This window comes from Promicromonospora sp. NPDC060271 (assembly GCF_042726755.1).
Lineage (GTDB): Bacteria > Actinomycetota > Actinomycetes > Actinomycetales > Cellulomonadaceae > Promicromonospora.
Window position 1 is genome coordinate 1 of the sequence record NZ_JBHXBG010000019.1, and the last position, 23,544, is coordinate 23,544.

Consider the following 23,544-nt stretch of genomic DNA (forward strand, 5'->3'; position numbering starts at 1 on the left):
GGGCGACACCAGGGAAACTCGGACAGGCGCTCTACTTCGCGGAAGGGCGCGTCAGGCCAGGTCGGTGACCGGTGCGGCGCCGCACGGGTTGTCGAGCTGGATCACACCGAACGACCAGCCCTTGCGCTTGTAGAGCACCGAGGGGCGCGACGTCTCCTTGTCGATGAACAGGTAGAAGTCGTGGCCCACCATCTCCATCTCGTAGACGGCGTCGTCGAGGGTCATCGGGTCCGCGTGGTGGAGCTTCTGCCGGATCACCACCGGTGAGTCACCGATGGTGGTCTCCACCGAGTCGCCGGGCGCTGACAGCGCTGCCGGGGTGGAGATCTGCGGTTCGGGTGCGTTCGCGGACGCACCCGCCTCCTCGGTCAGGATCTCGTCGAGGGGCCGGACGTCCACGGGGGCGAGCACCTTGTTGCCGCGGTGGTCCTTGCGGCGGTCGCGGTCGCGGCGCAGTCGCTCGTTGAGCTTGTCGATGGCGAGGTCCAGGGCGCCGAAGCGGTCGTCCGCTGCGGCCTCCGCGCGGATCACCGGACCCTTCGCACGCAGCGTGAGCTCCACTCGCTCACGGTTCTCGGAGAGTCGCGGGTTGTTCTCGTGTGTGACTTCCACATCCACCCGACGCACGTAGGGGGACAGCAGCTCGACCTTCGCGAGCTTCTCCTCGACGTGCTGGCGGAACCGGTCCGCCACGTCCGTGTGCCTGCCGACAACGACAATTTCCATGTGCGTATCTCCGCTCCGGGAACTCTGGGCCACGCCGTCCCTTGCCGGCGGCGCGCGCCCGTCTCTACTCGTCATGGCACCCCCTGCTACCGGTGCCGGGCGCGAACCACCTCCCGTCGCGTATGCCCCGTCAACCTCGGCGGGACTCCGATCCAGCGTGGAACGTTCAGGCTAACTCCGTCCCCTGGGTAACGACAGTCCCAACGGTCAGTGAACAAGGAGACAGAGATCTGTCAGACTTTCAGGTTCTGCTCAGTTGCCCCGCAGGCGTCCGGGTGCGGGGGGCGCGGTGGGCTCGGCGGCGCGCGCCGGAGGCGGCGTCGCTGCCAGCACCGTTGCGCCGAGGACGTCGTGCCCGGCGTGCTCGAGCGCCCGCTCGACGGCGGCCAGGGTGGCCCCCGTCGTGAGGACGTCGTCCACAAGAATGCATACGGAACTTTCTCCGAGCGCGTACGCCCCGCGTCTCGTCATGCGGACGGCGCCCGCGAGGTTGCGGCCACGCGCCCGGGCGCCGAGACCCACCTGGTCCCGCCCGGCACCCCGGCGCGCGAGGGCGGGGACCAGGCGGGCGCTGAGCCCGGCGTCCCGCAGGCCGCGGGTGACCGCACGCGCCAGGACCACGACGGGTTCGCGGCCGCGCGCCCTGCGTGCCGCCCTGGTGGAGGGCACGGGGACGACGGCGACCGGCGCACCGCCGAGCGCGGCGGCGAGCAGCGGGCCGAGGCGGGCGGCGGCGTGCCGTGACGCGGGCGCGAGGAGCCGGTCGAGGTCGGCCCGCCCGCGGTCCTTCCAGTGCACGACGACGTCCCGCACCGGTCCGGTGTACGGCGTGAGGGCCCACACGGGCACCGGCGGGACCCCGTCGAGCCGGTCCAGCCGGGGTGCGCCGCGTTCGGCGCGGAGGGGTGGGCCGGCGAGGAGCGCCGCGCACCTGGCGCACCACCGCACGTCGAGCTCGCCGCACGGGCAGGCGACGGGCAGCAGCAGGCGGACGAGCTCGCGGACAGGTTGCACCCCACCACCCTCCACCCCGACCTGCCCCCGGGCTGGTTATCCACACCCCCAACCCCGCACCTCGCCGTTGAGTGCTGGATATTCGCCCCTGAGGTGCGCGTTCGGGGGCGAATATCCAGCACTCAACGGGCTGGGAGGGGGAGTGTCAGTGGCGGCGGGCACGATGGTGTCGTGCAACCGATCACCTTGTCTCTCGAACAGGCTCGCCGGGTGGCTGTCGCGGCTCAGGGCCTGAACCGCCCGCGCACCGCCGGACCGCGCACCATGCGGCACGTGCAGGGGGTGATCGACCGGCTGGGCCTGCTCCAGATCGACTCGGTGAACGTCCTCGCGCGGGCGCACCTGCTGCCGCTGTTCTCGCGGCTCGGCCCGTACGACACCGGCCTGCTGGACCGGGCCACCGCATCGGGCAGGTACGCCCGGCGGACGGGCAAGGCGGCCACGGCCGACCGCCGGCTCGTGGAGAGCTGGGCGCACGTGGCCGCCTACGTGCCGCCGAGCACGTGGCCGCTGCTGGCCTTCCGGCGCAGACGGTTCGCCGAGGAGTACGACTGGGGCGAGCTGGACGGCGTACGCCTCCCGGACGCTCCGCAGGTCGCCGAGGTCCGCGACCTGATAGCGGCAGAAGGGCCGCTCTCGGCGTCCCAGATCCACGACCGGTTCGTGTCCGAGGGGCGGTCGGTGCGCCACAAGCGGGGCACCTGGTGGTCCTGGAGCACCGAGAAGCGTGTGGTGGAGCACCTGTTCTTCACAGGAGAGGTGGTCTCGGCCGGGCGCAACGCGCAGTTCGAGCGGCTGTACGACCTGCCGGAGCGCGTGCTGCCGGCGACGGCCCTCGGGGAGGTGCCGGAGCTGGAGGCCAAGCGGGCGCTGCTGGAGCGAGGGGCGCGGGCGCACGGCATCGGGGTGGCGCGGTGCATCAAGGACTACTACCGCCTGAAGGGGCCCGTGGCGGACCGCGCGTTGGCCGACCTCGTGGAGGAGGGTGTGCTGCTGCCCGCTCGTGTGGCGGGCGGCTCCGAGCAGTGGTTCCTGCATCGCGATGCCGTCCGGCCCCGGCAGGCCACGGGGCAGGCGCTCCTCGCGCCGTTCGACCCGCTGGTGTGGGAGCGCAAGCGGCTGGAGCGCCTGTTCGGGATGCGGTACCGCATCGGTATCTACACCCCCGCCGCCCAGCGTGTCGACGGGTACTACGTGCTGCCCTTCCTCGAGGACTCGCAGCTCACGGCCCGCGTCGACCTCAAGGCGGATCGCGCGGCGGGTGTGCTGCTGGTGCAGTCCGCGCACGCCGAACCGACACTCACCGCGGACACTCCGGCCCGGCTGGCGGCCGAGCTCCACGAGATGGCGGGGTGGCTGGGACTGGCCGGTGTATCCGTGCAGGCCAGGGGCACTCTTTCACCCGCTCTGCGGGCGGCGGTGGCCGCTGCCTGAAACATTCGACAACTAAACTCGGCCCATGGGAACCGCTGCGATCTTCCTGCTCGTCACGGTCGCGGCCGGGCTCGGGGCGGTGCTGCTCCGGCTGCCGCCGCTCGTGGGGTTCCTGGTGGCCGGGTTCGGGCTGCACGCGATCGGGCTCTCCGAGCCGGGTTACCTCGGGACTCTCGCCGACCTGGGCGTGACGCTGCTGCTCTTCGGTATCGGGCTCAAGCTCGACGTCAAGACGCTGCTGCGCAAGGACGTGTGGTTCACCACGATGGCGCACCTCGTGGTGAGCATCGCGATCGCGGTCGGGTTCCTCGGCCTGCTGGGGGCCATCGGGTTCTCGATGCTGGCCGGCGAGGGCCTGGGAGTCCTCGCGCTGCTGGGGCTCGCCCTCTCGTTCTCCTCCACGGTGTTCGTGGTCAAGGTGCTCGACGGCCGCTCCGACCAGTCCGCCCTCTACGGCCGGATCGCGATCGGTGTGCTCGTCATGCAGGACCTGATCGCCGTCATCTTCCTCTCCGTGTCCTCGGACCACCCGCCCAGCCCGTGGGCGTTCGCCCTCGTGCTGCTGATCCCGGGCGCCTGGGTGCTGCGCAAGGTGTGGTCGAGGGTGGGCCACGGCGAGCTGCAGGCCCTGTTCGGCGTGGCGGTGGCGCTCGGCCCCGGCTACGCGCTGTTCGACGCCGTCGGGCTCAAGGGCGATCTCGGCGCGCTCGTCATGGGCATGCTCCTGGCGGGCCACCCCGCGGCCACCGAGCTGTCGCGCAACCTGTTCACGCTCAAGGAGCTCCTGCTCGTCGGCTTCTTCGTGTCCATCGGCTTCTCCGGCGAGCTCACCTGGCAGGCAGCGGCGATCGGGCTGCTCATGCTGCTCATGCTCCCGCTGCAGGGCATCGTGACGGCGGTGCTGCTGCGTCTGATGCGGCTGCGCAAACGTACGGCGATCCTGTCCGGCCTGGTGCTGGCCAACTACTCCGAGTTCGGCCTGATCGTCGTCGCCGTCGGCTCGCAGACCGGCCTGCTGCAGGACGAGTGGCTCGTGGTCCTGGCCGTCGCCGTCGCGGGCAGCTTCGTGCTCTCCTCCGCGGTCAACACGCGCGGCAACGAGTACGCGATGGCGCTCGCCAAGCGCTTCCCGTCCAAGCCCAACGAGTGGCTGCATCGCGAGGAGCGGCTCATCGACGTGTCGGGTGCGGAAGCGCTGGTGCTCGGGATGGGGCGCGTCGGCCGCGGCGCCGTCAGACAGCTCCGCGAGGACTACGGGCTGAACGTCGTGGGCGTGGAGCACGACCCGGCACGCGTCGTGTCCCTGCGCACCCAGGGCTTCACCGTTGTGCAGGCCGACGCCACGGACATCGAGTTCTGGGGCCGGGTGCGCAGCGCCGGTGCCGTCCGGCTGGCGATCCTCGCCATGCCGTTCCACGCCGCCAACCTCATCGCCCTGTCCCAGCTGCGCGCGAGCGGCTTCGAGGGCACCGTCGCCGCCGTCGCGCGGTACGACGACGACGTCGCAGAGCTCGAGCGGCACGGCGCCGACGCGGTGTTCCACCTGTACGGCACCGCCGGGCTGGCGCTGGCCGACGAGGCCGCCGAGGCCGCGTTCGGCTACGTCGCGGCCGAGCGGATGCGGGACCTCCAGGCGGGACATCGCGGGGATTCCGAACCGGTGCGTGCCCCGGGACCGGCGGCCGGGCCGACCACCGAGCCGGACGCTGAACCCGTCACCGAGCCGGACACCGAACCCGTCACCGAGCCGGCCGCCGGCGCGGGCACCGCCTGACCTGTCGCCCCGACGCCTGACCTGTCGCCCGATTGCAGGGCCTGTCGCCCGTCACGGGGCCTCAGCGCCCGGCGTCCGGCCCCGCGCTGCCGTCGTCGTCCGCCTCCAGAAGCTCCGGGTCGACCTTGCCTGTGCGCAGACCCGCGCTGCCGACCATGTGCGCGGCCACCGGGGATGTCATCAGCTGGAACACCGCGACCAGCACGAGCACGGTCACCGAGCCGCGGTCCTGCAGCCGGAGCGCGAACCCGGTCAGGAGCAGGAGCATGCCGAGCACCTGTGGCTTGGCGACCACGTGCAGCCGGGCGAGCAGGTTGTCGAAGCGAGCGACGCCGACACCCGCCGAGAACGAGAAGAAGGCGCCGAGCAGCAGACAGATAGCGGCGGCGGCATCGGTCAGCACGCTCATGATGCCTCCTGCCCCGCAGCGTCCTGCCCCGCAGCGTCGTCCTGGCCGGTCGTGGCCTGGCCCGTCGTATCTTTATCGGGCGGTCCGCCCGTGGCCGTGGGCCCTGTGCCGTCCGGCTGCCGGCCCTTGGGCGGCTCGACGGCGGCGAAGCGGGCGATGGCGACGGAGCCGATGAAGCCCACCATCGACAGCACCACGAGGATCGGCACCGACTCGGTGCGGCGGGACAGCGCGGCCTCGACGGCTATGGCGCCCACGAGCGCCGTGGTCAGCACGTCGAACGCCACCGAGCGGTCCAGCATCGACGGACCGCGCTCCATCCGGACCACGGCGAGCAGGGCGCCTGCGGCGAGCAGCGCCGTGGCGACGATCCCGACGACGAGCATCATGGCTGTCCCTCCGTGTCGGGCGAGGCCACCGGGCGGCCGGAAGGGTCGGCGAGGCCGAGCCGGACCAGCTCCGCACGCGTCGCGAAGGCACGCAGCAGGCGCTCCTCGAGGGCTCGCGTCGATGCCCGGACGCCGGCGGGACCACCCGAGCCCGCCAGGTCGAGCACGTGCAGCCGCAGGACCCCGTCGGACCGGTCGAGGTCGACCACGACCGTGCCGGGCACCATCGACGACAGCCCGGCGGTGGTCGCGATGAACAGGTCCGACGTCGAGCGGAGCGGGACCGACACCAGCCCGCCCCGCGGCGGCGGACCCGGCCGGAGGGCGGTCCACGCCACCTGGAACGACGCGAGCACGAGGTCGCCGGCGAACCGGCCGACGAGGCGGGTCAGCGGGCCGGGCCGCACCGTCCCGGCCGTACCGACGGAAGGCAGCGGGAACGCGAGCGCCACCAGCGCGCCGAGCGCCACGCCGGACAGCACGTTCGCCCAGGACAGGTCGCCCCAGAGGAGCACCCAGATCACGGCGCCCGCCGCCATCGTCGGCCACAGGGCACTGAGCCGCCGGGCCTGCCTGCGCCACGGCCGCTCGGACCGTTGCTCGGCGTCGGTGGCGGCGCCCGCTTCCGTGCCGGCGTCGGCACTCGGGTCTGAGCTCCTGTCCGCACGGGGTTCGGTGCCCGTCATGGCGATCCCTCCTCCCCGTCGTCGGTCACCTCGTCGGACGTGCCGGTGCCGCGTGGTGCTCCGTCGGGGAACACCGCCTCGACGTACGAGCGTGTGTCCAGGGCCAGGTGGGCCGCCCGCGCGGCGTAGTCGTACAGCGGCCCCGCCGCGACGGTGAGGCTCACGCTCACGGCCACGAGCGCCGCCGTCGGGCCGACCATGCCCCAGGGCAGGGGAGACGGGTCGGGCAGCTTCCGGTCGTCGGCACAGGGCTGCCAGAACGCCTTGTTCCAGGCCCGGACCACCGCGTACAGGGTCAGCAACGAGGTCACCACCGAACCGACCACCAGGGCCCAGGCCAACCCCGAGCCGTTCAGCACGCCGGCCTCGAGCAGGCCCACCTTGCCGAGGAACCCGGACAGCGGCGGGATGCCCGCGAGGTTCATCGCGGGCACGAAGAACAGGACCGCCAGGCCGGGGGCCAGCGTCGCGAGGCCGCCGAGGCGGTCGAGCGACGTCGTCCCGCTGCGCCGCTCGATGAGCCCGACCACCAGGAAGAGCGCCGTCTGCACGGTGATGTGGTGGACCACGTAGAAGATCGCCGCCGCGGTGCTCGCCTGGGTCGCCAGCGCGACGCCGAAGATCATGTAGCCGATGTGGCTGACCAGCGTGAACGAGAGCAGCCGTTTCACGTCGTCCTGCGCCACCGCGCCCAGGATGCCGACGAGCATCGTGGCGAGCGCCAGGACGAGGAGCACCGCCTCCAGCGTCTCGTCGGGCGGGAAGAGCAGGGTCTGGGTCCGCAGGATGGCGTAGACGCCGACCTTGGTGAGCAGGCCCGCGAACACCGCGGTGACCGGCGCGGGCGCCGTCGGGTAGGAGTCGGGGAGCCAGGCGGACAGCGGGAAGATGGCCGCCTTGATCCCGAACGCGAGCAGGAGCAGGGCCTGGATGCCCAGCCGTACGCCGGGATCGATCTCGGGCAGGCGCTCGGCGAGCTGGGCCAGGTTCACCGTGCCCGTCGCCGCGTACACCAGGCCGACGGCGAGGAGGAAGACGATGGAGCTGAGCAGCGCGACGACCACGTAGACGCTGCCCGCCCGGATGCGCTCGCTGGTGCCGCCGAGCGTGAGCAGCACGTACGAGGCGGCGAGCAGGATCTCGAACCCGACGTAGAGGTTGAACAGGTCCCCGGCGAGGAAGGCGTCAGCCACCCCGGCGGCCAGGATCAGGAACGTCGGGTGGAAGATCGCGACGGGCAGGACGTCGCGGCGGCCGCCCTCGTCGGCGTCCGGGTCCTGCGCCTCCAGGGCCTTGCGCAGGTCCTCGGCGTCCTGGGAGGCGGGTGCGGTCCGGTCGTCGCGGTCGGCGATGCCCTGCGCCATCGAGTACAGGAGGACGCAGAGCAGCACGACGCCGCTCACGAGCAGCATGAGCGAGGCGAGGGGGTCTGCCACCAGGTTGACGCCGACCGGGGCCGCCCAGCCGCCGAGGTCGATCACCACCGGTCCGTCCTGGGCCACGACCACGAGGGCCGCCGCGGCGGCCACGACCACCGACAGGGCGGCCACCGAGATGATCCGCTGGGCTCGTTCGTACCGGTGCAGCGCGAGGGCCAGCCCCGCGGCGAACAGCGGCACCAGCACCGGCAGGGGCACGAGGGTCTGCGCGGTCCACGGGTTCACGTGCCGTCACCTCCGCGGCGGGTCCGCGGGGGCACCACGGGGTCGGGGAGCGCCACCTCGTCGCGTGCGGTGACGGCCTCCTCGTCCAGGGTGGTCCCGGACTCCTGGGCGTCGCTGTCGGCGTACGACGGCGCGTCCTCGAGGGCGAGCCCGGCGATACGGGTGTCCTCGAGGTCGTCCTGCACCTCGTCGTGGCCGTGCAGCTGCCAGGAGCGGTAGGCCATGGCCAGCACGAAGGCGACCAGCGCGAGCGTGATGACCACTGACGTCAGGACCATCGCCTGCGCCAGCGGGTCGCTCATCGGTTCGGCGGTGCCGGATCCGGTGATCGGCGGCGCTCCCGCCCGGCCGCCGGCCAGCAGGATCGCGAGGTTGGTCCCGTTCCCCAGCAGCACGAAGCCGAGCAGGACGCGCGTCAGCGACCGTTCGAGCAGCAGGTACACCCCCGCCGCGAACAGGACGCCGACGGCGAGGAGCAGCGCGCCGGAGGGGACGTTGTCGAGCACGATCACGCGCGGTCACCCCCGGCCCGGTGACCCGCGCGGTCGGGCGAGCCGACGGTGCGGGAGCGCGGTTCGGCCTGCCGGTCGAGCTCGGCGCCGAAGGTGCGCAGGATGTCGATGACCAGGCCGACGACCACGAGGAACACTCCGACGTCGAAGAACAGGCTGGTGACCAGGTGCACGTGACCCAGCACTGGCAGGTGCAGGTCGAGGATCGTGCTCTCGAGCGCGGCCTGGCCGGCGACCAGCGCGACCAGGCCGACGCCCGCCGACAGGAACAGCCCGGTGCCGAGCACGAGACCGGGATGCACGGGGGCCGCCTCGCCCAGCTCGTACCGGCCGCCGGCCAGGTAGCGGACGGTCAGCGCCAGCCCGGCGACCAGGCCCGCGGCGAATCCGCCACCCGGTGAGTTGTGCCCGCTGAACAGCAGGAACAGGGCGAACAGGATCATCGGGTGGAACAGCAGGCGGGTGAGCACCTCGAACAGCATCGACCGTCTGCCCGGGTCGAGCGTGGGGCCGGCCAGCAGCCAGGTGCCCGGCCGTACCTGCTGGGCGCCGGCGCGGGCGGGCCCCTCGCCCGACTCGTCTTCGTCGGGATCTCCGGTGGGTTCGAGGCGCAGCACGTCGCCGCTGCGCTGACGCAGGAAGACGAGCGAGGCGACGCCGGTGGCCGCGACGAGGAGCACCGAGATCTCGCCGACGGTGTCCCAGGCGCGGATGTCGACGAGGGTGACGTTGACGATGTTGTGCCCGCCGCCGAACGCCTCGGCCTCCTCGGGGAAGTCGACCGACACCGGCAGGTGCACCCGGACGAGCGGCGCCGCCGCGACGAACATCATCACGACCAGGCCGGTGAGCACGCCGATCGCGAGCCGGACCCAGCGGCTCGCCGCCAGCGGCCGGTCCGAGAAGTACGGGGGCAGGCGGCGCAGCACGAGCACCATGACGACGAGCGTCAGCGTCTCGCACAGGACCTGCGTCAGCGCGAGGTCGGGCGCACCGTGCAGCAGGAACAGCGCGGAGTTGCCGTAACCCGCGACGCCGGCGAGGAACACCGCCTTGAGGCGGCGGCGGGCGCGGGCGGCCAGGATCGCGGCCACCACGACCACGAGGACGACGACGAGCTGTGCGGGCCGGTCCCACGGGACCACCGCGAACGGTCCGAGGCGAAGGACGTCGTCGCGCCCGGCGGCGCCCGCCGCCACGGGCAGCGGCCCGGCACCGGCCTCGCCCACGAGGCCCGCCGCGAGCGCGATCCCCGGGCCGACCGCGAGCACGAGGAGGATGACGCCGAGGTAGAACGGCAGGGAACCGCGCTGGGTGCCCGCGGTGACGTCGCTCGCGAACCGGTCCAGCGCGCGCATGAGACGCCGGTAGACGACGTCGGCGCCGTCCGGGAACCGCAGTGCCCCCTGCAGCCGTTCGACCCGCTCGCGCTGCCGGAACAGCCATGCGCCCACCAGGAGCACCGCGCCGGTGACCGCGAGGACCGGGGTGAAGCCGGCCCAGAGGGTGAGGTGTCCGGGGTCGCCGGCCGGATAGGTGTCCGCGTACGGGCCGAGCAGGTCCTGGCCGACGTGCGGCACGAGCGCGACCACGAGGCCGAGGACCGCGAGGACCAGCGGCGGCGCGACCATCCAGAACGGCTGCGGGTGGACGGCGTCCGGCGTCCCGTCCTGCTCGGGCTCGCCCTGCTCGGACCCATCCTGCTCGGACCCGTCCTGCTGGGCGCCGCCTCGCGCGGCCCCGGGTCGTTCGGTACCGGCCGGCAGGCGCGGCTTGAAGGCGCCCCACAGGAACCGGAGCCCGTACGCCACCGTCAGGGCCGAGCCGACGGCGACCACGGCGATCATGGTCGTGCCGAGCGGGTCCCCGTCGTGCGCCCACCCGGCGAGCGCCGCCTCCTTGGCGACGTAGCCGGCGAACGGTGGCAGGCCGATCATCGACGCGGTCGCGAGCGTCGCGGCGAGCGCCGTGACCGGCAGGCGGCGTCCGACCCCTGCGAGCCTGCGCAGGTCGCGCGTGCCCGTCGCCGCGTCGACGACCCCGACCACGAGGAACAGTGCGGCCTTGAACAGGGCGTGGGCGCCCAGCAGGGCCAGCCCGGCGAGTGCCGTCGCCCGGGTCCCGTAGCCGAGCAGCAGGGTGAGCAGCCCGAGCTGGGAGACCGTGCCGAACGCGAGGACGAGCTTGAGGTCGTGCTGGCGCAGCGCGCGGTAGCCGCCGAGCAGGAGCGTGGCGCTCCCGAGCACGAGCACCACCGTCCGCCAGGCCGCGAGGTCCGAGAAGGCGGGTGCGAACCGTGCGATCAGGTAGATGCCGGCCTTCACCATCGCGGCGGCGTGGAGGTACGCCGAGACGGGGGTGGGGGCGGCCATCGCAGCGGGCAGCCAGAAGTGCGTCGGGACGAGCGCGGACTTGGTGGCCGCCCCGGCCAGCAGGCAGAGCACCGCGACGGTGACCGCGGGGCCCGACGGCGGGTCGGCGATGACCGCGGAGACGCTCCAGGTCCCGGCGCCGACCCCGAGGATCACGACGCCGACCAGCATTGCGAGGCCGCCGGCGGTGGTCACGACCAGTGCCTGCATGGCGGCCCGGCGTGACGACGTGCGGTCCGCGTAGTGGCCGATCAGCAGGTAGGAGAACACGGTGGTGAGCTCCCAGAACACGAACAGCAGGAGCAGGTCGTCGGCGACCACCAGGCCGGCCATCGAGCCGGCGAACGCCACGAGGAAGCCGCCGAACCGGCCGAGGCCGTGCGCCTCGCGGGAGAAGTAGGCGCTGCAGTAGAGCATGACCAGGGTGCCGACACCGCCGACCACCAGCAGCATCACCCAGGCCAGGAGATCCAGCCGGAGGTCGATCGCGAGCCCGAGCGCCGGGATCCACCGCAGGTGCTCCGTGGGTGCTTCGCCGCCCAGGACCGCGGTGGCCTGGGCGAGCGCGTACGCCGTCGCCGCTGCCGGGCCGAGGGCCAGCACCCAGAAGGCGCGCCGGCCCATGACCGTGACGAGGGCTGGGGCGGCGAGGGCCAGGATCCCGTGGGCAAGCAGTACCAGGAGCACGTCCTATCCGTCCTCTGCGCGGGCGGGTGGGCGATGTCTGCCACCTTAACCGCTGGTGCGGGACGGGGCCGGAGAGCGGCCGGCCGGAGCCTGGTCCGGAACCCTTCGGCGGCCGCGGACGTTACCCCTGGAGCGAACCCACCGGTCCGCCGTCCGTCTTTGGGCCACAGGCGCAGGTTTACGGCCTACGATGGACGACGGCGAAACTTGACGACGACCTGGGAGAACCCGCGTGTCCATCCTCGACAAGGTCCTACGCATCGGCGAAGGACGTGTCCTGAAGAAGCTGCACAACGTGGCTGAGCAGGTCAACCGCTTGGAGCCCAGCTTCGTCGAGCTGAGCGACACCGAGCTGCGTGAGGAGACCGCACGTTTCCGGGAACGGCTGGAGCACGGCGCCACCCTGGACGAGCTCATGCCGGAGGCGTTCGCCGCGATCCGCGAGGCGGCTCACCGAACGCTCGGCCAGCGGCACTTCGACGTACAGATCATGGGCGGTGCGGCGCTGCACCTCGGCAACATCGCCGAGATGCGCACCGGTGAGGGAAAGACGCTGGTGGCGACGACCGCCGCGTACCTCAACGCGCTGACGGGCGACGGCGTCCACGTGATCACCACCAACGACTACCTGGCCAAGTACCAGGGTGACCTGATGGGCCGCGTCTACCGGTTCATGGGGCTGACGACGGGCGTGATCCTGTCGGGCCAGACGCCCGCGCAGCGGCGCGAGATGTACGCGGCGGACATCACGTACGGCACGAACAACGAGTTCGGCTTCGACTACCTGCGCGACAACATGGCGTGGTCGGTCGACGACCTGGTGCAGCGCGGCCACAACTTCGCGATCGTCGACGAGGTCGACTCGATCCTCATCGACGAGGCGCGGACGCCGCTGATCATCTCCGGCCCCGCGGCCGGTGACGCGAACCGCTGGTACAACGAGTTCGCCAAGGTGGTGCGGACCCTGCGCGCCAAGACCGGCGAGGCCGACACGAGCGCCCACTACGAGGTGGACGAGAAGAAGCGCACCGTCGGCCTGCTCGAGCCGGGTATCGCGAAGGTCGAGGACTACCTCGGCATCGACAACCTGTACGAGTCGCTGAACACGCCGCTGATCGGGTTCCTGAACAACGCCATCAAGGCGAAGGAGCTGTTCAAGCGCGACAAGGACTACGTCGTGCTGAACGGCGAGGTCATGATCGTCGACGAGCACACGGGCCGCATCCTCGCGGGCCGGCGCTACAACGAGGGCATGCACCAGGCCATCGAGGCCAAGGAGGGGGTGGACATCAAGGCGGAGAACCAGACGCTCGCCACGATCACCCTCCAGAACTACTTCCGCCTGTACGCCAAGCTCTCCGGGATGACCGGTACCGCCGAGACCGAGGCCGCCGAGTTCCAGAGCACGTACAAGCTCGGCGTCGTCCCGATCCCGACGAACAACCCGCCGCAGCGCATCGACCAGGCCGACCTCGTCTACAAGAACGAGGAGGGCAAGTTCAACGCGGTCGTCGCGGACATCGTCGAGCGGCACGCCTACGGCCAGCCGGTCCTCGTCGGCACCACGAGCGTCGAGAAGTCGGAGCTCCTGAGCGCCAAGCTCAAGAAGGCCGGCGTGCCGCACAACGTGCTCAACGCGAAGGAGCACGAGCGCGAGGCCGCCGTCGTCGCGATGGCGGGCCGCAAGGGCGCCGTCACGGTCGCCACGAACATGGCCGGCCGCGGTACGGACATCATGCTCGGCGGCAACGCCGAGTACCTCGCCGTCACCGACCTCGCCGGGCGGGGTCTCGACCCGGTCGAGACGCCCGAGGAGTACGAGGCGGCCTGGCCGCAGGCGCTCGAGAAGGCGAAGGAGCTCGTCGCCGCCGAGCACGACGAGGTCAAGGCGGCCGGTGGCCTCTACGTGCTCGGTACCGAGCGCCACGAGTCCCGCCGCATCGACAACCAGCTTCGTGGCCGTTCCGGCCGTCAGGGCGACCCGGGGGAGTCCCGGTTCTACCTGTCGATGCAGGACGACCTGATGCGCCTGTTCAACTCCGGCCTCGCCGAGTCGATGATGAACCGGGCGGGGTTCCCCGACGACATGCCGCTCGAGTCCAAGATGGTCACGCGCGGGATCATGTCCGCGCAGGGCCAGGTGGAGTCGCGAAACTTCGAGATCCGCAAGAACGTCCTGAAGTACGACGACGTCCTCTCGCGTCAGCGCAGCGTCATCTACGCCGAGCGGCTGCGCGTGCTCGAGGGCGAGGACCTGCGCGAGCAGGTGCAGCACTTCCTCACGGACACGATCACGGAGTACGTGACCAACGCGACGGCCGACGGCCCCACCGCCGAGCAGTGGGACCTCGACGCCCTGTGGACGGCCCTCAAGGCCGTGTACCCGGTGTCGCTCACGCCCGACGAGGTGGCCGAGGAGGCCGGCGGTATCGACCGGCTCACCGGCGAGATGCTGCTGGACGAGATCCTGTCCGACGCGCGCGTCGCCTACCAGGCGCGTGAGGAAGAGCTCTCGCCGCCGGCCATGCGCCAGCTCGAGCGCCGCGTGGTGCTCTCGGTGCTGGACCGCAAGTGGCGCGAGCACCTCTACGAGATGGACTACCTCAAGGAGGGCATCGGCCTGCGTGCCATGGCGCAGCGCGACCCGCTCGTCGAGTACCAGCGCGAGGGCTTCCAGCTCTTCCAGGCCATGACCGACGCCATCAAGGAGGAGTCGGTCGGGTTCCTGTTCAACCTCGAGGTCACGGTGCAGCAGCCGGACGCCGAGCAGGCGACGGACGGCGGCTCCGAGCTGCCCGCAGCCGGCCCGGTGCCGCCGCGCGGCCGGCTCGGCACGGGCCAGCCCGACGCCCCGCCGACCGCGCAGATCCCCGCGGTGTCTCCGGCGGCCGCGCCCGCGCAGGAGCGGCCGGGTCAGCTCCCGCCGCCGCGGCAGCGCCGTGCGGCGGGTGCCGCGACGGAGCCGATCCTGCTCGCGAAGGGTCTCGACACCCCGAACCGTCCGCAGTCGCTGACGTACTCGGCACCGAACGAGGACGGCTCGGGCTCGGCGTTCGTGCAGTCGGCCGACGGCGCCCGGCGTCGCGCGGCTCTGCACGGCGAGGCAACCGCTGCCACGAGCGACGGCCGGACGTTCCCCGGCACACCCCGCAACGCGCAGTGCCCGTGCGGCTCGGGCAAGAAGTACAAGGTCTGCCACGGGGTCAACGAGGCATAACCCTTCCGGGGGTCCGTCGAAGTAGAGCGGGTGTCCGAGCCTGCCTGGTATCGCCAGGGAGACTCGGACACCCGCTCTGCTTCGACAGGCCCCGGGGTGAGACGAGTGAGTCCGTGTGGGTGGCTCCGGTTACCCTGATCGCAACGTCCGGAACTCCCGTGTGGACCGCGCACCGGACCGGACCGTTCCCCGAAGACGAAAGCAGGATCGCTGTGCCCGTGCACGTTCCCGAGCCCGTACGCGGGCTGCGTGTTGCCCTGCTCGGCTGCGGCGTCGTGGGCACGGAGGTTGCCCGGATGCTCCTCGACCAGGGTGCGGATCTCGCTGCCCGTGCGGGCGCCCCGCTGGAGCTCGTCGGGATCGCGGTCCGCGACGCCGACCGTCCCCGCGAGGCCTTCATCCCCCGTGAGCTGCTGACCGAGGACGTGGACTCGCTGGTGGACGGCGCGGACATCGTCATAGAGGTGATGGGCGGGATCGAGCCCGCGCGCGGCCTGCTGCTGCGCGCCATCGAGAGCGGCGCGGCCGTCGTCACGGCCAACAAGGCGCTCCTGGCCGCGGACGGGCCGACGCTCTACAAGGCCGCCGACTCCGCGGGCGTCGACATCTACTACGAGGCCGCCGTGGCTGGTGCCATCCCGATCGTGCGCCCCGTTCGGGAGTCCCTGGCGGGCGACCACGTGCGCCGGGTCCTCGGCATCGTCAACGGCACGACGAACTACGTGCTCGACCAGATGGCCACGAGCGGCCTCGGCCTGGCGGAGGCCGTCAAGCAGGCGCAGGAGCTCGGCTACGCCGAGGCGGACCCGACGGCCGACGTCGAGGGCTACGACGCCGCGGCGAAGGCCGCGATCCTCGCCAGCCTCGCCTTCCACACCCGCGTCTCGGCGGACGACGTCGCCCGCGAGGGCATCACGGGCGTCACCGCCGACGACGTCGCCTGGGCCGCCAGGACGGGCCACGCCGTGAAGCTGCTGGCCATCGCCGAGCAGACCGGCGAGGGCGTCTCCGTTCGGGTGTACCCGGCGCTCGTGCCGCTGGAGCACCCGCTGGCGGGTGTCAAGGGCGCGTTCAACGCGATCTTCGTCGAGGCCGACGCGGCCGGCCCGCTCATGTTCTACGGCCAGGGCGCGGGTGGCCGCCCCACCGCCTCGGCGGTCGTCGGCGACGTGGTCTCCGCGGCGCGCCACCGGGTGCTCGGTGGCAAGGGCCCGCAGGAGTCCACCTACGCGGCTCGCCCGCTGCTGCCCGCGGACGCCGCGGTCACGCGCTACCAGGTCCGCCTCCGCGTCGCGGACCTGCCCGGCGTGCTCGCCCAGGTCGCGGGGGTGGTGGGCGACCACGGCGTGTCGATCGACACCATGCGCCAGACCGGTCCCTCCGAGGGCACCGCCGAGCTCCTCCTGACCACCCACGCCGCCCGCGAGGCGTCGCTGGCCGCCACCATCGCGGCGGTGCGCACGCTCGAACCGGTCCGCGAGATCACGTCCGTCCTGAGAGTCGAAGGCTGAACCCGTGCCTCCTGTGCTGCCTGAATCCGTCCCTCCCGTGCTGCCGGCTGAACCGAACCTTCCGTCCGCCGCTCCCGGCGCGGCCCCCACGTCGCGCCTCTGGCGCGGGGTGATCGCCGAGTACGCGGACCGCATGCCGGCCCACGTGCGGCAGAACATCGTGACGCTGGGCGAGGGCGGCACGCCGCTGGTGCCCGCGCCCGCGCTGTCCGAGCGCACGGGCGCCGACGTGTACGTCAAGGTCGAGGGCATGAACCCGACCGGCTCGTTCAAGGACCGTGGCATGACCGCCGCGATCTCCGCGGCGGCCGGGCGTGGCGCCCGGGTGGTGGTGTGCGCGTCGACCGGCAACACGTCGGCGTCCGCCGCCGCGTACGCGACGCGCGCGGGCATGATCTGCGCGGTGCTCGTGCCCGAAGGCAAGATCGCCATGGGCAAGCTGAGCCAGGCGGTCGCGCACGGCGCTCGCCTGCTCCAGGTCGACGGCAACTTCGACGACTGCCTCGTGGCGGCCCGCAAGCTCGCGGACACCCACCCGGTGGAGCTCGTGAACTCCGTGAACCCGGACCGCATCGAGGGCCAGAAGACCGCCGCGTTCGAGATCGTGGACGCGCTGGGCGACGCCCCCGACATCCACCTCCTGCCCGTTGGCAACGCGGGCAACATCACCGCGTACTGGAAGGGCTTCCGGGAGTACGCCGAGTCCGGGGCAGCGAGCCGGACGCCGGCGATGTGGGGCTTCCAGGCCGCTGGCGCCGCCCCGATCGTCAAGGGCCACCCGATCGACCAGCCGGACACGATCGCCACCGCGATCCGCATCGGCAACCCGGCCTCCTGGCAGCTCGCCGAGGAGGCACGGGACACGTCCGGCGGTGTCATCGAGGCGGTGACCGACGAGCAGATCCTCGCGGCGCACCGCATCCTCTCCGCCGAGGTGGGCGTGTTCGTGGAGCCCGCCTCCGCCGCGGGCGTCGCCGGCCTCCTGGCGCGGCACGAGCGCGGCCTGGTGCCAGCCGGCGCGCGCATCACGATCACCGTGACCGGCCACGGGCTCAAGGACCCGGGCTGGGCGCTGCGCACGCCCGACGGCGGCGAGGTGGAACCCGTGCGGGTCTCCGCCGACGTCGTCTCGATCGCCGACGCGCTCTCCCTCTGATGCAGCTCGGCGCCGACCACGTGCGGGTCCGGGTGCCCGCCACGAGTGCGAACCTCGGACCCGGGTTCGACTCCCTGGGTCTGGCACTCGCTCTGTACGACGAGGTGGAGGTACGTCTCGTCGCGAGCTCCGACGTGGTGGTGGACGTCAACGGCGAGGGCGCAGGCGAGGTGCCCCTCGGGGAGGACCACCTGGTCGTGCGCGCGCTGCGGCGCACCATGGACCTCGCCGGAGCCGTACCCACCGGGATCCACATGACCTGCCACAACGTGATCCCGCACGGCAGGGGGCTCGGGTCGTCGTCCGCGGCGGTCGTGGCAGGGATAGTCGCCGCGCGGGCCCTGCTCGCCGAGCCGCGGGCCATCGACGCCGCCATGGTGCTTGCGCTGGCCACCGAGTTCGAGGGGCACCCGGACAACGCGGCGCCCGCCATCCAGGGTGGTGCCACCGTCGCGTGGACCACCGACGACGGCCCGCGCGCCGTCGGCCTCGACGTCGACCCGACGATCGAGGCCACCGTGCTCGTGCCGGACGTTCCGCTCGCGACGGCCCGGGCCAGGGCCGCCCTGCCGGAGCACGTGTCGCACGGCGACGCGGCGTTCACCGCTGGCCGGGCCGCCCTCCTCGTCGAGGCCCTGGCCCGGCGTCCGGAGCTGCTGTTCGACGCCACCGAGGACCGCCTCCACCAGTCCTACCGCGCGGCGGTGCTCGGAGCGTCCAGCGAGCTGCTGCGCGCGCTGCGGGACGAGGGGGTGCCGGCCACCGTCTCGGGCGCGGGGCCGACGATCCTCGTGCTGGCCGGGCCGGACCATCGGGAGAGGCGCGACGCGGTCCTCGCGGACCTTGTCGACGAGAGCCCCGGGTGGCGTCGGCTCACCCCGGGAATCGACATGACCGGCGCGCGCGCCCGGAGGATTTCAGGTAACACGGGTGCGCTATCGTCCGGGTCGTCAGGTGCAACGGGAAGTCAAGTCTTACCAGGATCACCAGCTATACGGGGTGGTAGTATGCAGTGAACCTTCGGGATCGCACGTCCTGAGCCATGGTGGCGAGAACTCGGATTCAACATCGGTTCTTCACCTCCTAAGCCGGCAGAGCTACTGCACAGAGTCTCAGCCGGTCGGTCGTGCCCGTTGCAGGCCGTGATCAGCGGCCACCGCATCTCGCGAGAAGGCAGACAACGCCCCCGTCAGCCGTCGTCGTCGTACCACGGATGCGAGGTTTTCCGCGTTCCGACCATCCAGCGCCGGGCGCCCACACATCCCGCGGCCCGCGATCCCGCGATCAGCCGCAGTTCGAGGGGGAAGGGTCCTTCGTGACAGACACCACCGAAAACGCTCAGTCAGCCGCCGGCCGCGTGGCCGGGACCGGAGCACTGAGCAGCATGCGCCTCGCCGAGCTCCAGGCACTCGCCGGAGACCTGGGCGTGAAGGGCACTTCCAGGATGCGCAAGAGCGACCTCGTGGACACCATTCGCGAGAAGACGGGCGGCGCGACGAAGCGTCCGGTCCGTGCCGCCTCCGCCACCGAGAAGCCCACCACCGACGACAAGCCTGCTCGCGCCGAGGCGCCGGTTGCCGCCGCCGGGGTCGCCACCTCGGGTGTGCGCGCCGACGCGAACGCGGAGGCTGACAAGGCCGCTCGTCTGGCCGAGCTGGCCGAAGCCGTCGCCGCGCCGCGCGAGAGCGGCGGGCGCCGTGCCGGCCGAGGGCAGAACGCTCCGGACGGGACCGCCGAGAAGTCCGGCGAGGGCCGTAACGGCCAGGCCGGCCGGCAGAACACCCGCGGTGACCGCGCCAACGCGACCGAGCGCGGCGCCGACCGCGGCAACGCACGCGCCGCAGGCGCCGCCGGCACGGCCGCCGGCGCCGTCGAGCGGAACAACGAGCGCGCCAACGAGCTCGACGAGGACCGCAACTCGCGTCGCCGTCGGGGCCGGGACCGCGGCAGGGACCGCAAGCGTGGTCGTGGCCGTACGGGCCCGGACGTCGCGGGCCTCGACAACGTCCCCGAGGTGCGCGAGGACGACGTGCTGCTGCCCGTCGCCGGCATCCTGGACATCCTCGACAACTACGCGTTCGTGCGGACCTCCGGGTACCTGCCGGGCAACAACGACGTCTACGTCTCGCTGAACCAGGTCAAGAAGGCCGGCCTGCGGCGCGGTGACGCCGTCGTCGGCGCCGTGCGTCAGCCGCGCGAGGGCGACGAGCTGCCGACGCAGCAGCCGAGCGGGCGCAACGCCAAGGTGAACAAGGTCAACGCCCTGGTGCGCCTCGACTCCGTGAACGGCATGACGCCGGAGGAGGCGCGCGAGCGTCCGGAGTTCACCAAGCTGACGCCGCTGTACCCGCAGGAGCGCCTGCGCCTGGAGAACCCCGAGGCGACCAAGCTCACGCCGCGCGTCATCGACATCGTCGCCCCGATCGGCAAGGGCCAGCGCGGCCTCATCGTCGCGCCGCCCAAGGCCGGCAAGACGCTGATGATGCAGCAGATCGCCAACGCGATCTCGCTCAACAACCCTGAGGTCCACCTCATGGTCGTGCTGGTCGACGAGCGTCCGGAAGAGGTCACCGACTTCGAGCGCTCCGTCAAGGGCGAGGTCATCTCCTCGACGTTCGACCGGCACGCCTCCGACCACACGCTGGTCGCCGAGCTCGCCATCGAGCGGGCCAAGCGCCTGGTGGAGCTGGGCCAGGACGTCGTCGTGCTGCTCGACGGCATCACCCGCCTGTCGCGCGCCTACAACCTGGCCGCGCCGGCGTCGGGTCGCATCCTGTCCGGTGGTGTGGACGCCGCGGCGCTCTACCCGCCCAAGAAGTTCTTCGGCGCCGCCCGGAACATCGAGGACGGCGGCTCGCTGACCATCCTCGCGACGGCCCTGGTCGAGACCGGGTCGAAGATGGACGAGGTGATCTTCGAGGAGTTCAAGGGCACCGGCAACATGGAGCTGCGCCTGTCGCGGTCCCTTGCCGAGAAGCGCATCTTCCCGGCGATCGACGTCAACGGTTCGAGCACCCGGCGCGAGGAGATCCTCATGTCGAAGGACGAGCTCGCCATCGTCTACAAGCTGCGCCGTGTCATGGGCGCGCTCGACCAGACGCAGGCCGCCGAGCTCCTGCTCGGACAGCTCCGGAAGACCAAGACCAACGTAGAGTTCCTGCTGCACGTGCAGAAGACGACGCCGGGTGGTCTCACGGAGGACGACAACGTCGGCGAGACCGTCTGATCGTCTGACGGACGTCACACCCACACCGCCTCGCCCGAACGGGCGAGGAAGTGGCAGAATGACTGGCTGGCTCGCTGGTTCACGTCACTGCTGTTCCGCAGGGCGACCCAGCGGCATCTCACCAAGGAGCAACATGAGGGCTGGAATCCACCCCGAGTACGTCGTCACCGAGGTCACCTGCACCTGCGGTAACACCTTCACGACGCGCAGCACCGAGACGTCCGGCAAGATCAGCGCCGACGTCTGCAGCGCCTGCCACCCGTTCTACACGGGCAAGCAGAAGATCATGGACACCGGCGGCCGCGTGGCCCGGTTCCAGGCGCGCTACGGCAAGAAGGACGCCGACAAGTAGCGACTTCGCAGCGCCGGTGGTCCGGTCCGACAACCTCTCCAGGGGCAGTCGGGCACCGGACCACCGGCGCTGTCGTTTCCCCACAGACTGTTTCGCCCGCCCCGTTGAGTGCGTGATGTTCGCCCTCTCGACGCGTGCGAGAGGGCGAATATCCCGCACTCAGCGGTGTACCTAGGAGAGATCGTGACCGAGTCAGCGTTCGCCGGTGTCGGGCCCCTGATCAGCGAGCACGCCGAGATCGAGGCGGCGCTCGCCGACCCCGCCGTGCACGCGGACGCGGGGCGCGCGCGGACCCTTGGCCGGCGGTACGCCGAGCTCAACCAGGTGGTCGGCGCGTACCGCGCGTGGGAGCAGGCGCACGACGACGCCGAGGCCGCCGCCGAGCTCGCCACGGAGGACGCCGCGTTCGCCGAGGAGCTGCCGAGCCTCAGGGAGGCCGAGGCGAACGCTGAGGAGAAGCTGCGCCGCGTGCTGGTGCCGCGTGACCCCGACGACGGCCGGGACGTGATCCTCGAGATCAAGGCGGGCGAGGGCGGCGAGGAGTCCGCACTGTTCGCGGGCGACCTGCTGCGCATGTACCTGCGCTACGCGGAGCAGCAGGGCTGGTCCACGCAGCTCCTGGAGGCCACGGCGTCCGACCTGGGCGGCTACAAGGACGTGCAGGTCGCGATCAAGGCCAAGAGCGTGCAGGGCCCCGAGGACGGCGTCTGGCACAGCCTGAAGTACGAGGGCGGCGTGCACCGCGTGCAGCGCGTGCCGGTCACCGAGTCGCAGGGCCGCATCCACACGTCGGCGGCCGGCGTGCTCGTGTTCCCCGAGGTCGACGACCCGGGGGAGCTCGAGATCGACCAGAACGACCTGCGGATCGACGTCTACCGCTCGTCCGGTCCGGGCGGGCAGTCCGTCAACACCACGGACTCCGCGGTCCGCATCACGCACCTGCCCACTGGCATCGTCGTCTCGATGCAGAACGAGAAGTCGCAGCTGCAGAACCGCGAGCAGGCCATGCGCGTGCTCCGCGCCCGGCTGCTCGCCGCACAGGCGGAGGCCGCGGCGGCGGAGTCCGCGGAGCTGCGCCGCTCGCAGGTCCGCACGGTGGACCGGTCCGAGCGGATCCGGACGTACAACTACCCGGAGAACCGGATAGTGGACCACCGCACCGGGTACAAGGCGTACAACCTCGATCATGTGCTCGACGGTGACCTCGGCGCGGTGGTGCGGTCGGCGATCGAGGCCGACGAGGCGGCGCGCCTCGCGGTGGCGTCCGGTGCGTGAGGTCCCGGCCGGGGCGATATCGCGTGACGGATTGCCTGCCGGGACGGCTGGGCGGCACGCTTGGGGGGTAGGGGGAGGAGTGCGGTGAGCACACAGCTGCTGAAGTGGGCCTGCGAGGAGCTGGCGGACGCCGGGGTCGCGTCGCCCCAGACCGACGCCGAGGTACTGCTGGCGTATGCGCTCGGGGTGGACCGGAGCGAGCTGCGGCGCCTGATGGTGCTGGGCCGCGAGGTGCCGGACGACGCGGCGGGCGTCTTCGCCGGGCTCGTCTCCCGGCGTGCCGCGCGCGAGCCCCTGCAGCACCTGACCGGGGTCGCCGCGTTCCGGCACCTCGAGCTCGCGGTGGGCCCAGGGGTCTTCGTGCCGCGACCCGAGACCGAGGAGGTGGCGCAGGTCGCCATCGACGAGGCGGCCAAGGTCGTCGGCGAGCGGGGGAGCGCCGTCGTCGTCGACCTGTGCACCGGCACCGGGGCGATCGCCCTCGCGGTGGCCACGGAGGTGCCCGGCACGCGGGTGCACGCGGTCGAGCTGGACAAGGACGCGCACGCCTGGGCGGAGCGCAACGTCGACGCGGTGAGCGCCGAGGTCGCGAGCGCGCGGGCCGGCACGGGGTCGGACCTCGAGCCCGGCACGCCACCTGAGCGGATAGTGCGCCTCGTCAAGGGCGATGCCCGCACCGCGCTCTACGGCATCGACGGGCTGGCGGACGTCGTCGTCTCGAACCCGCCGTACGTGCCGTCGGACGCCGTGCCCGTCGATCCCGAGGTGGCCGAGCACGATCCCGCCGTCGCGCTGTACGGGCTGGGACCCGACGGGCTGGAGGTGCCGCGAGGCATCACGGACGCCGCGGCGCGGCTGCTGCGACCCGGCGGGCTGTACGTCATGGAGCATGCGGAGGTCCAGGCGGAGGCGGCACGCGACATGGTCGCCGCCGCGCGCGACGCCGACGGCCGGCCGGTGTTCGGCGAGCCCGAGACCCGCAAGGATCTGACGGGCCGGTACCGCATGGTCGTCGCGCGCCGCCTGGGACCAGAGCGCAGCGCAGGGTGAGGGCCGAGCGTGCGAGGCACTCGCCCGGAGCGGAGCGCCGGTCCTGGGCGACGAAGGTATCGCCTGGGACCAGAGCGCAGCGCAGGGTGA

General features: G+C 72.2%; 18 protein-coding genes. 10 read left to right on the top strand and 8 right to left on the bottom strand.

The features are described from left to right. Window positions 1-51 precede the first annotated feature (51 nt). Window positions 52-726 (bottom strand): ribosome hibernation-promoting factor, HPF/YfiA family, encoded by a 675-nt coding sequence (gene hpf, locus ACFWE2_RS05060; protein ID WP_377223123.1) that lies wholly within the window; start codon window positions 724-726, stop codon window positions 52-54. A gap of 252 nt (window positions 727-978) precedes the next feature. Further along, window positions 979-1,740: a ComF family protein gene (locus tag ACFWE2_RS05065; RefSeq protein ID WP_377223124.1), complete on the bottom strand. Its 762-nt coding sequence runs from the start codon at window positions 1,738-1,740 to the stop codon at window positions 979-981. Window positions 1,741-1,911: 171 nt separating this feature from the next. Between ACFWE2_RS05065 and ACFWE2_RS05070 the strand changes: the two genes are divergently transcribed. Beyond that, window positions 1,912-3,174 carry a winged helix-turn-helix domain-containing protein gene (locus ACFWE2_RS05070; protein ID WP_377223125.1) on the top strand — a complete coding sequence of 421 codons (1,263 nt, stop codon included), beginning with the start codon at window positions 1,912-1,914 and terminating at the stop codon, window positions 3,172-3,174. A gap of 25 nt (window positions 3,175-3,199) precedes the next feature. Next, window positions 3,200-4,948, top strand: a complete 1,749-nt coding sequence (locus ACFWE2_RS05075; RefSeq protein WP_377223126.1) for a cation:proton antiporter — start codon at window positions 3,200-3,202, stop codon at window positions 4,946-4,948. Window positions 4,949-5,009: 61 nt separating this feature from the next. Here the strand turns inward: ACFWE2_RS05075 and mnhG are convergent, their stop codons facing one another. Genes mnhG through ACFWE2_RS05105 form a run of 6 tightly spaced genes read right to left on the bottom strand, consistent with a single transcriptional unit; the run spans window position 5,010 to window position 11,667 of the window. Then, a complete protein-coding gene (gene mnhG / locus ACFWE2_RS05080) occupies window positions 5,010-5,357 on the bottom strand; it encodes a monovalent cation/H(+) antiporter subunit G (protein ID WP_377223127.1) in 348 nt (115 codons plus the stop codon). Further along, window positions 5,354-5,746 (bottom strand): monovalent cation/H+ antiporter complex subunit F, encoded by a 393-nt coding sequence (locus ACFWE2_RS05085; protein ID WP_377223128.1) that lies wholly within the window; start codon window positions 5,744-5,746, stop codon window positions 5,354-5,356. Before ACFWE2_RS05085 ends, mnhG begins: the two co-directional genes overlap by 4 nt. Then, the gene (locus ACFWE2_RS05090; protein ID WP_377223129.1) at window positions 5,743-6,432 is read right to left on the bottom strand and encodes a Na+/H+ antiporter subunit E; all 690 of its coding nucleotides are present in this window, start codon (window positions 6,430-6,432) and stop codon (window positions 5,743-5,745) included. Before ACFWE2_RS05090 ends, ACFWE2_RS05085 begins: the two co-directional genes overlap by 4 nt. Continuing rightward, window positions 6,429-8,096, bottom strand: a complete 1,668-nt coding sequence (locus ACFWE2_RS05095) for a Na+/H+ antiporter subunit D (protein ID WP_377223130.1) — start codon at window positions 8,094-8,096, stop codon at window positions 6,429-6,431. The genes ACFWE2_RS05090 and ACFWE2_RS05095 overlap by 4 nt, the downstream gene beginning before the upstream one ends. Next, window positions 8,093-8,608: a Na(+)/H(+) antiporter subunit C gene (locus ACFWE2_RS05100; protein WP_377223131.1), complete on the bottom strand. Its 516-nt coding sequence runs from the start codon at window positions 8,606-8,608 to the stop codon at window positions 8,093-8,095. Before ACFWE2_RS05100 ends, ACFWE2_RS05095 begins: the two co-directional genes overlap by 4 nt. Next, window positions 8,605-11,667: a Na+/H+ antiporter subunit A gene (locus tag ACFWE2_RS05105; protein WP_377223132.1), complete on the bottom strand. Its 3,063-nt coding sequence runs from the start codon at window positions 11,665-11,667 to the stop codon at window positions 8,605-8,607. The genes ACFWE2_RS05100 and ACFWE2_RS05105 overlap by 4 nt, the downstream gene beginning before the upstream one ends. Before the next feature lie 232 nt (window positions 11,668-11,899). Here ACFWE2_RS05105 and secA point away from each other — a divergent pair, with 232 nt between their 5' ends. The 8 genes from secA to prmC all read left to right on the top strand — a co-directional run bounded on the left by secA (window position 11,900) and on the right by prmC (window position 23,454). Beyond that, complete coding sequence (gene secA / locus ACFWE2_RS05110; RefSeq protein ID WP_377223133.1) at window positions 11,900-14,884, top strand: preprotein translocase subunit SecA; 2,985 nt, start codon at window positions 11,900-11,902, stop codon at window positions 14,882-14,884. Between the two features lie 218 nt (window positions 14,885-15,102). Further along, the gene (locus ACFWE2_RS05115; RefSeq protein WP_377223157.1) at window positions 15,103-16,395 is read left to right on the top strand and encodes a homoserine dehydrogenase; all 1,293 of its coding nucleotides are present in this window, start codon (window positions 15,103-15,105) and stop codon (window positions 16,393-16,395) included. A 40-nt stretch (window positions 16,396-16,435) separates the two neighbouring features. Then, a complete protein-coding gene (gene thrC, locus ACFWE2_RS05120; protein WP_377223158.1) occupies window positions 16,436-17,551 on the top strand; it encodes a threonine synthase in 1,116 nt (371 codons plus the stop codon). Next, window positions 17,551-18,567, top strand: a complete 1,017-nt coding sequence (gene thrB, locus ACFWE2_RS05125) for a homoserine kinase (protein WP_377223134.1) — start codon at window positions 17,551-17,553, stop codon at window positions 18,565-18,567. The genes thrC and thrB overlap by 1 nt, the downstream gene beginning before the upstream one ends. A 299-nt stretch (window positions 18,568-18,866) precedes the next feature. Further along, window positions 18,867-20,777: a transcription termination factor Rho gene (gene rho, locus ACFWE2_RS05130; protein WP_377223135.1), complete on the top strand. Its 1,911-nt coding sequence runs from the start codon at window positions 18,867-18,869 to the stop codon at window positions 20,775-20,777. A gap of 133 nt (window positions 20,778-20,910) precedes the next feature. Then, on the top strand, window positions 20,911-21,129 hold the full coding sequence (rpmE, locus tag ACFWE2_RS05135; protein ID WP_253872673.1) for a 50S ribosomal protein L31: 219 nt from the start codon (window positions 20,911-20,913) through the stop codon (window positions 21,127-21,129). 183 nt (window positions 21,130-21,312) lie between these two features. Then, the gene (prfA, locus tag ACFWE2_RS05140; RefSeq protein WP_377223136.1) at window positions 21,313-22,404 is read left to right on the top strand and encodes a peptide chain release factor 1; all 1,092 of its coding nucleotides are present in this window, start codon (window positions 21,313-21,315) and stop codon (window positions 22,402-22,404) included. Window positions 22,405-22,488: 84 nt separating this feature from the next. Beyond that, a complete protein-coding gene (gene prmC, locus ACFWE2_RS05145) occupies window positions 22,489-23,454 on the top strand; it encodes a peptide chain release factor N(5)-glutamine methyltransferase (RefSeq protein ID WP_377223137.1) in 966 nt (321 codons plus the stop codon). Window positions 23,455-23,544 lie beyond the last annotated feature (90 nt).

Coding starts and splice junctions, on each gene's coding strand:
- hpf (WP_377223123.1), bottom strand. CDS start 726: ATGGAAATTGTCGTTGTCGGCAGGCACACGGACGTGGCGGACCGGTTC.
- ACFWE2_RS05075 (WP_377223126.1), top strand. CDS start 3,200: ATGGGAACCGCTGCGATCTTCCTGCTCGTCACGGTCGCGGCCGGGCTC.
- mnhG (WP_377223127.1), bottom strand. CDS start 5,357: ATGAGCGTGCTGACCGATGCCGCCGCCGCTATCTGTCTGCTGCTCGGC.
- ACFWE2_RS05085 (WP_377223128.1), bottom strand. CDS start 5,746: ATGATGCTCGTCGTCGGGATCGTCGCCACGGCGCTGCTCGCCGCAGGC.
- ACFWE2_RS05090 (WP_377223129.1), bottom strand. CDS start 6,432: ATGACGGGCACCGAACCCCGTGCGGACAGGAGCTCAGACCCGAGTGCC.
- thrB (WP_377223134.1), top strand. CDS start 17,551: ATGCAGCTCGGCGCCGACCACGTGCGGGTCCGGGTGCCCGCCACGAGT.
- rpmE (WP_253872673.1), top strand. CDS start 20,911: ATGAGGGCTGGAATCCACCCCGAGTACGTCGTCACCGAGGTCACCTGC.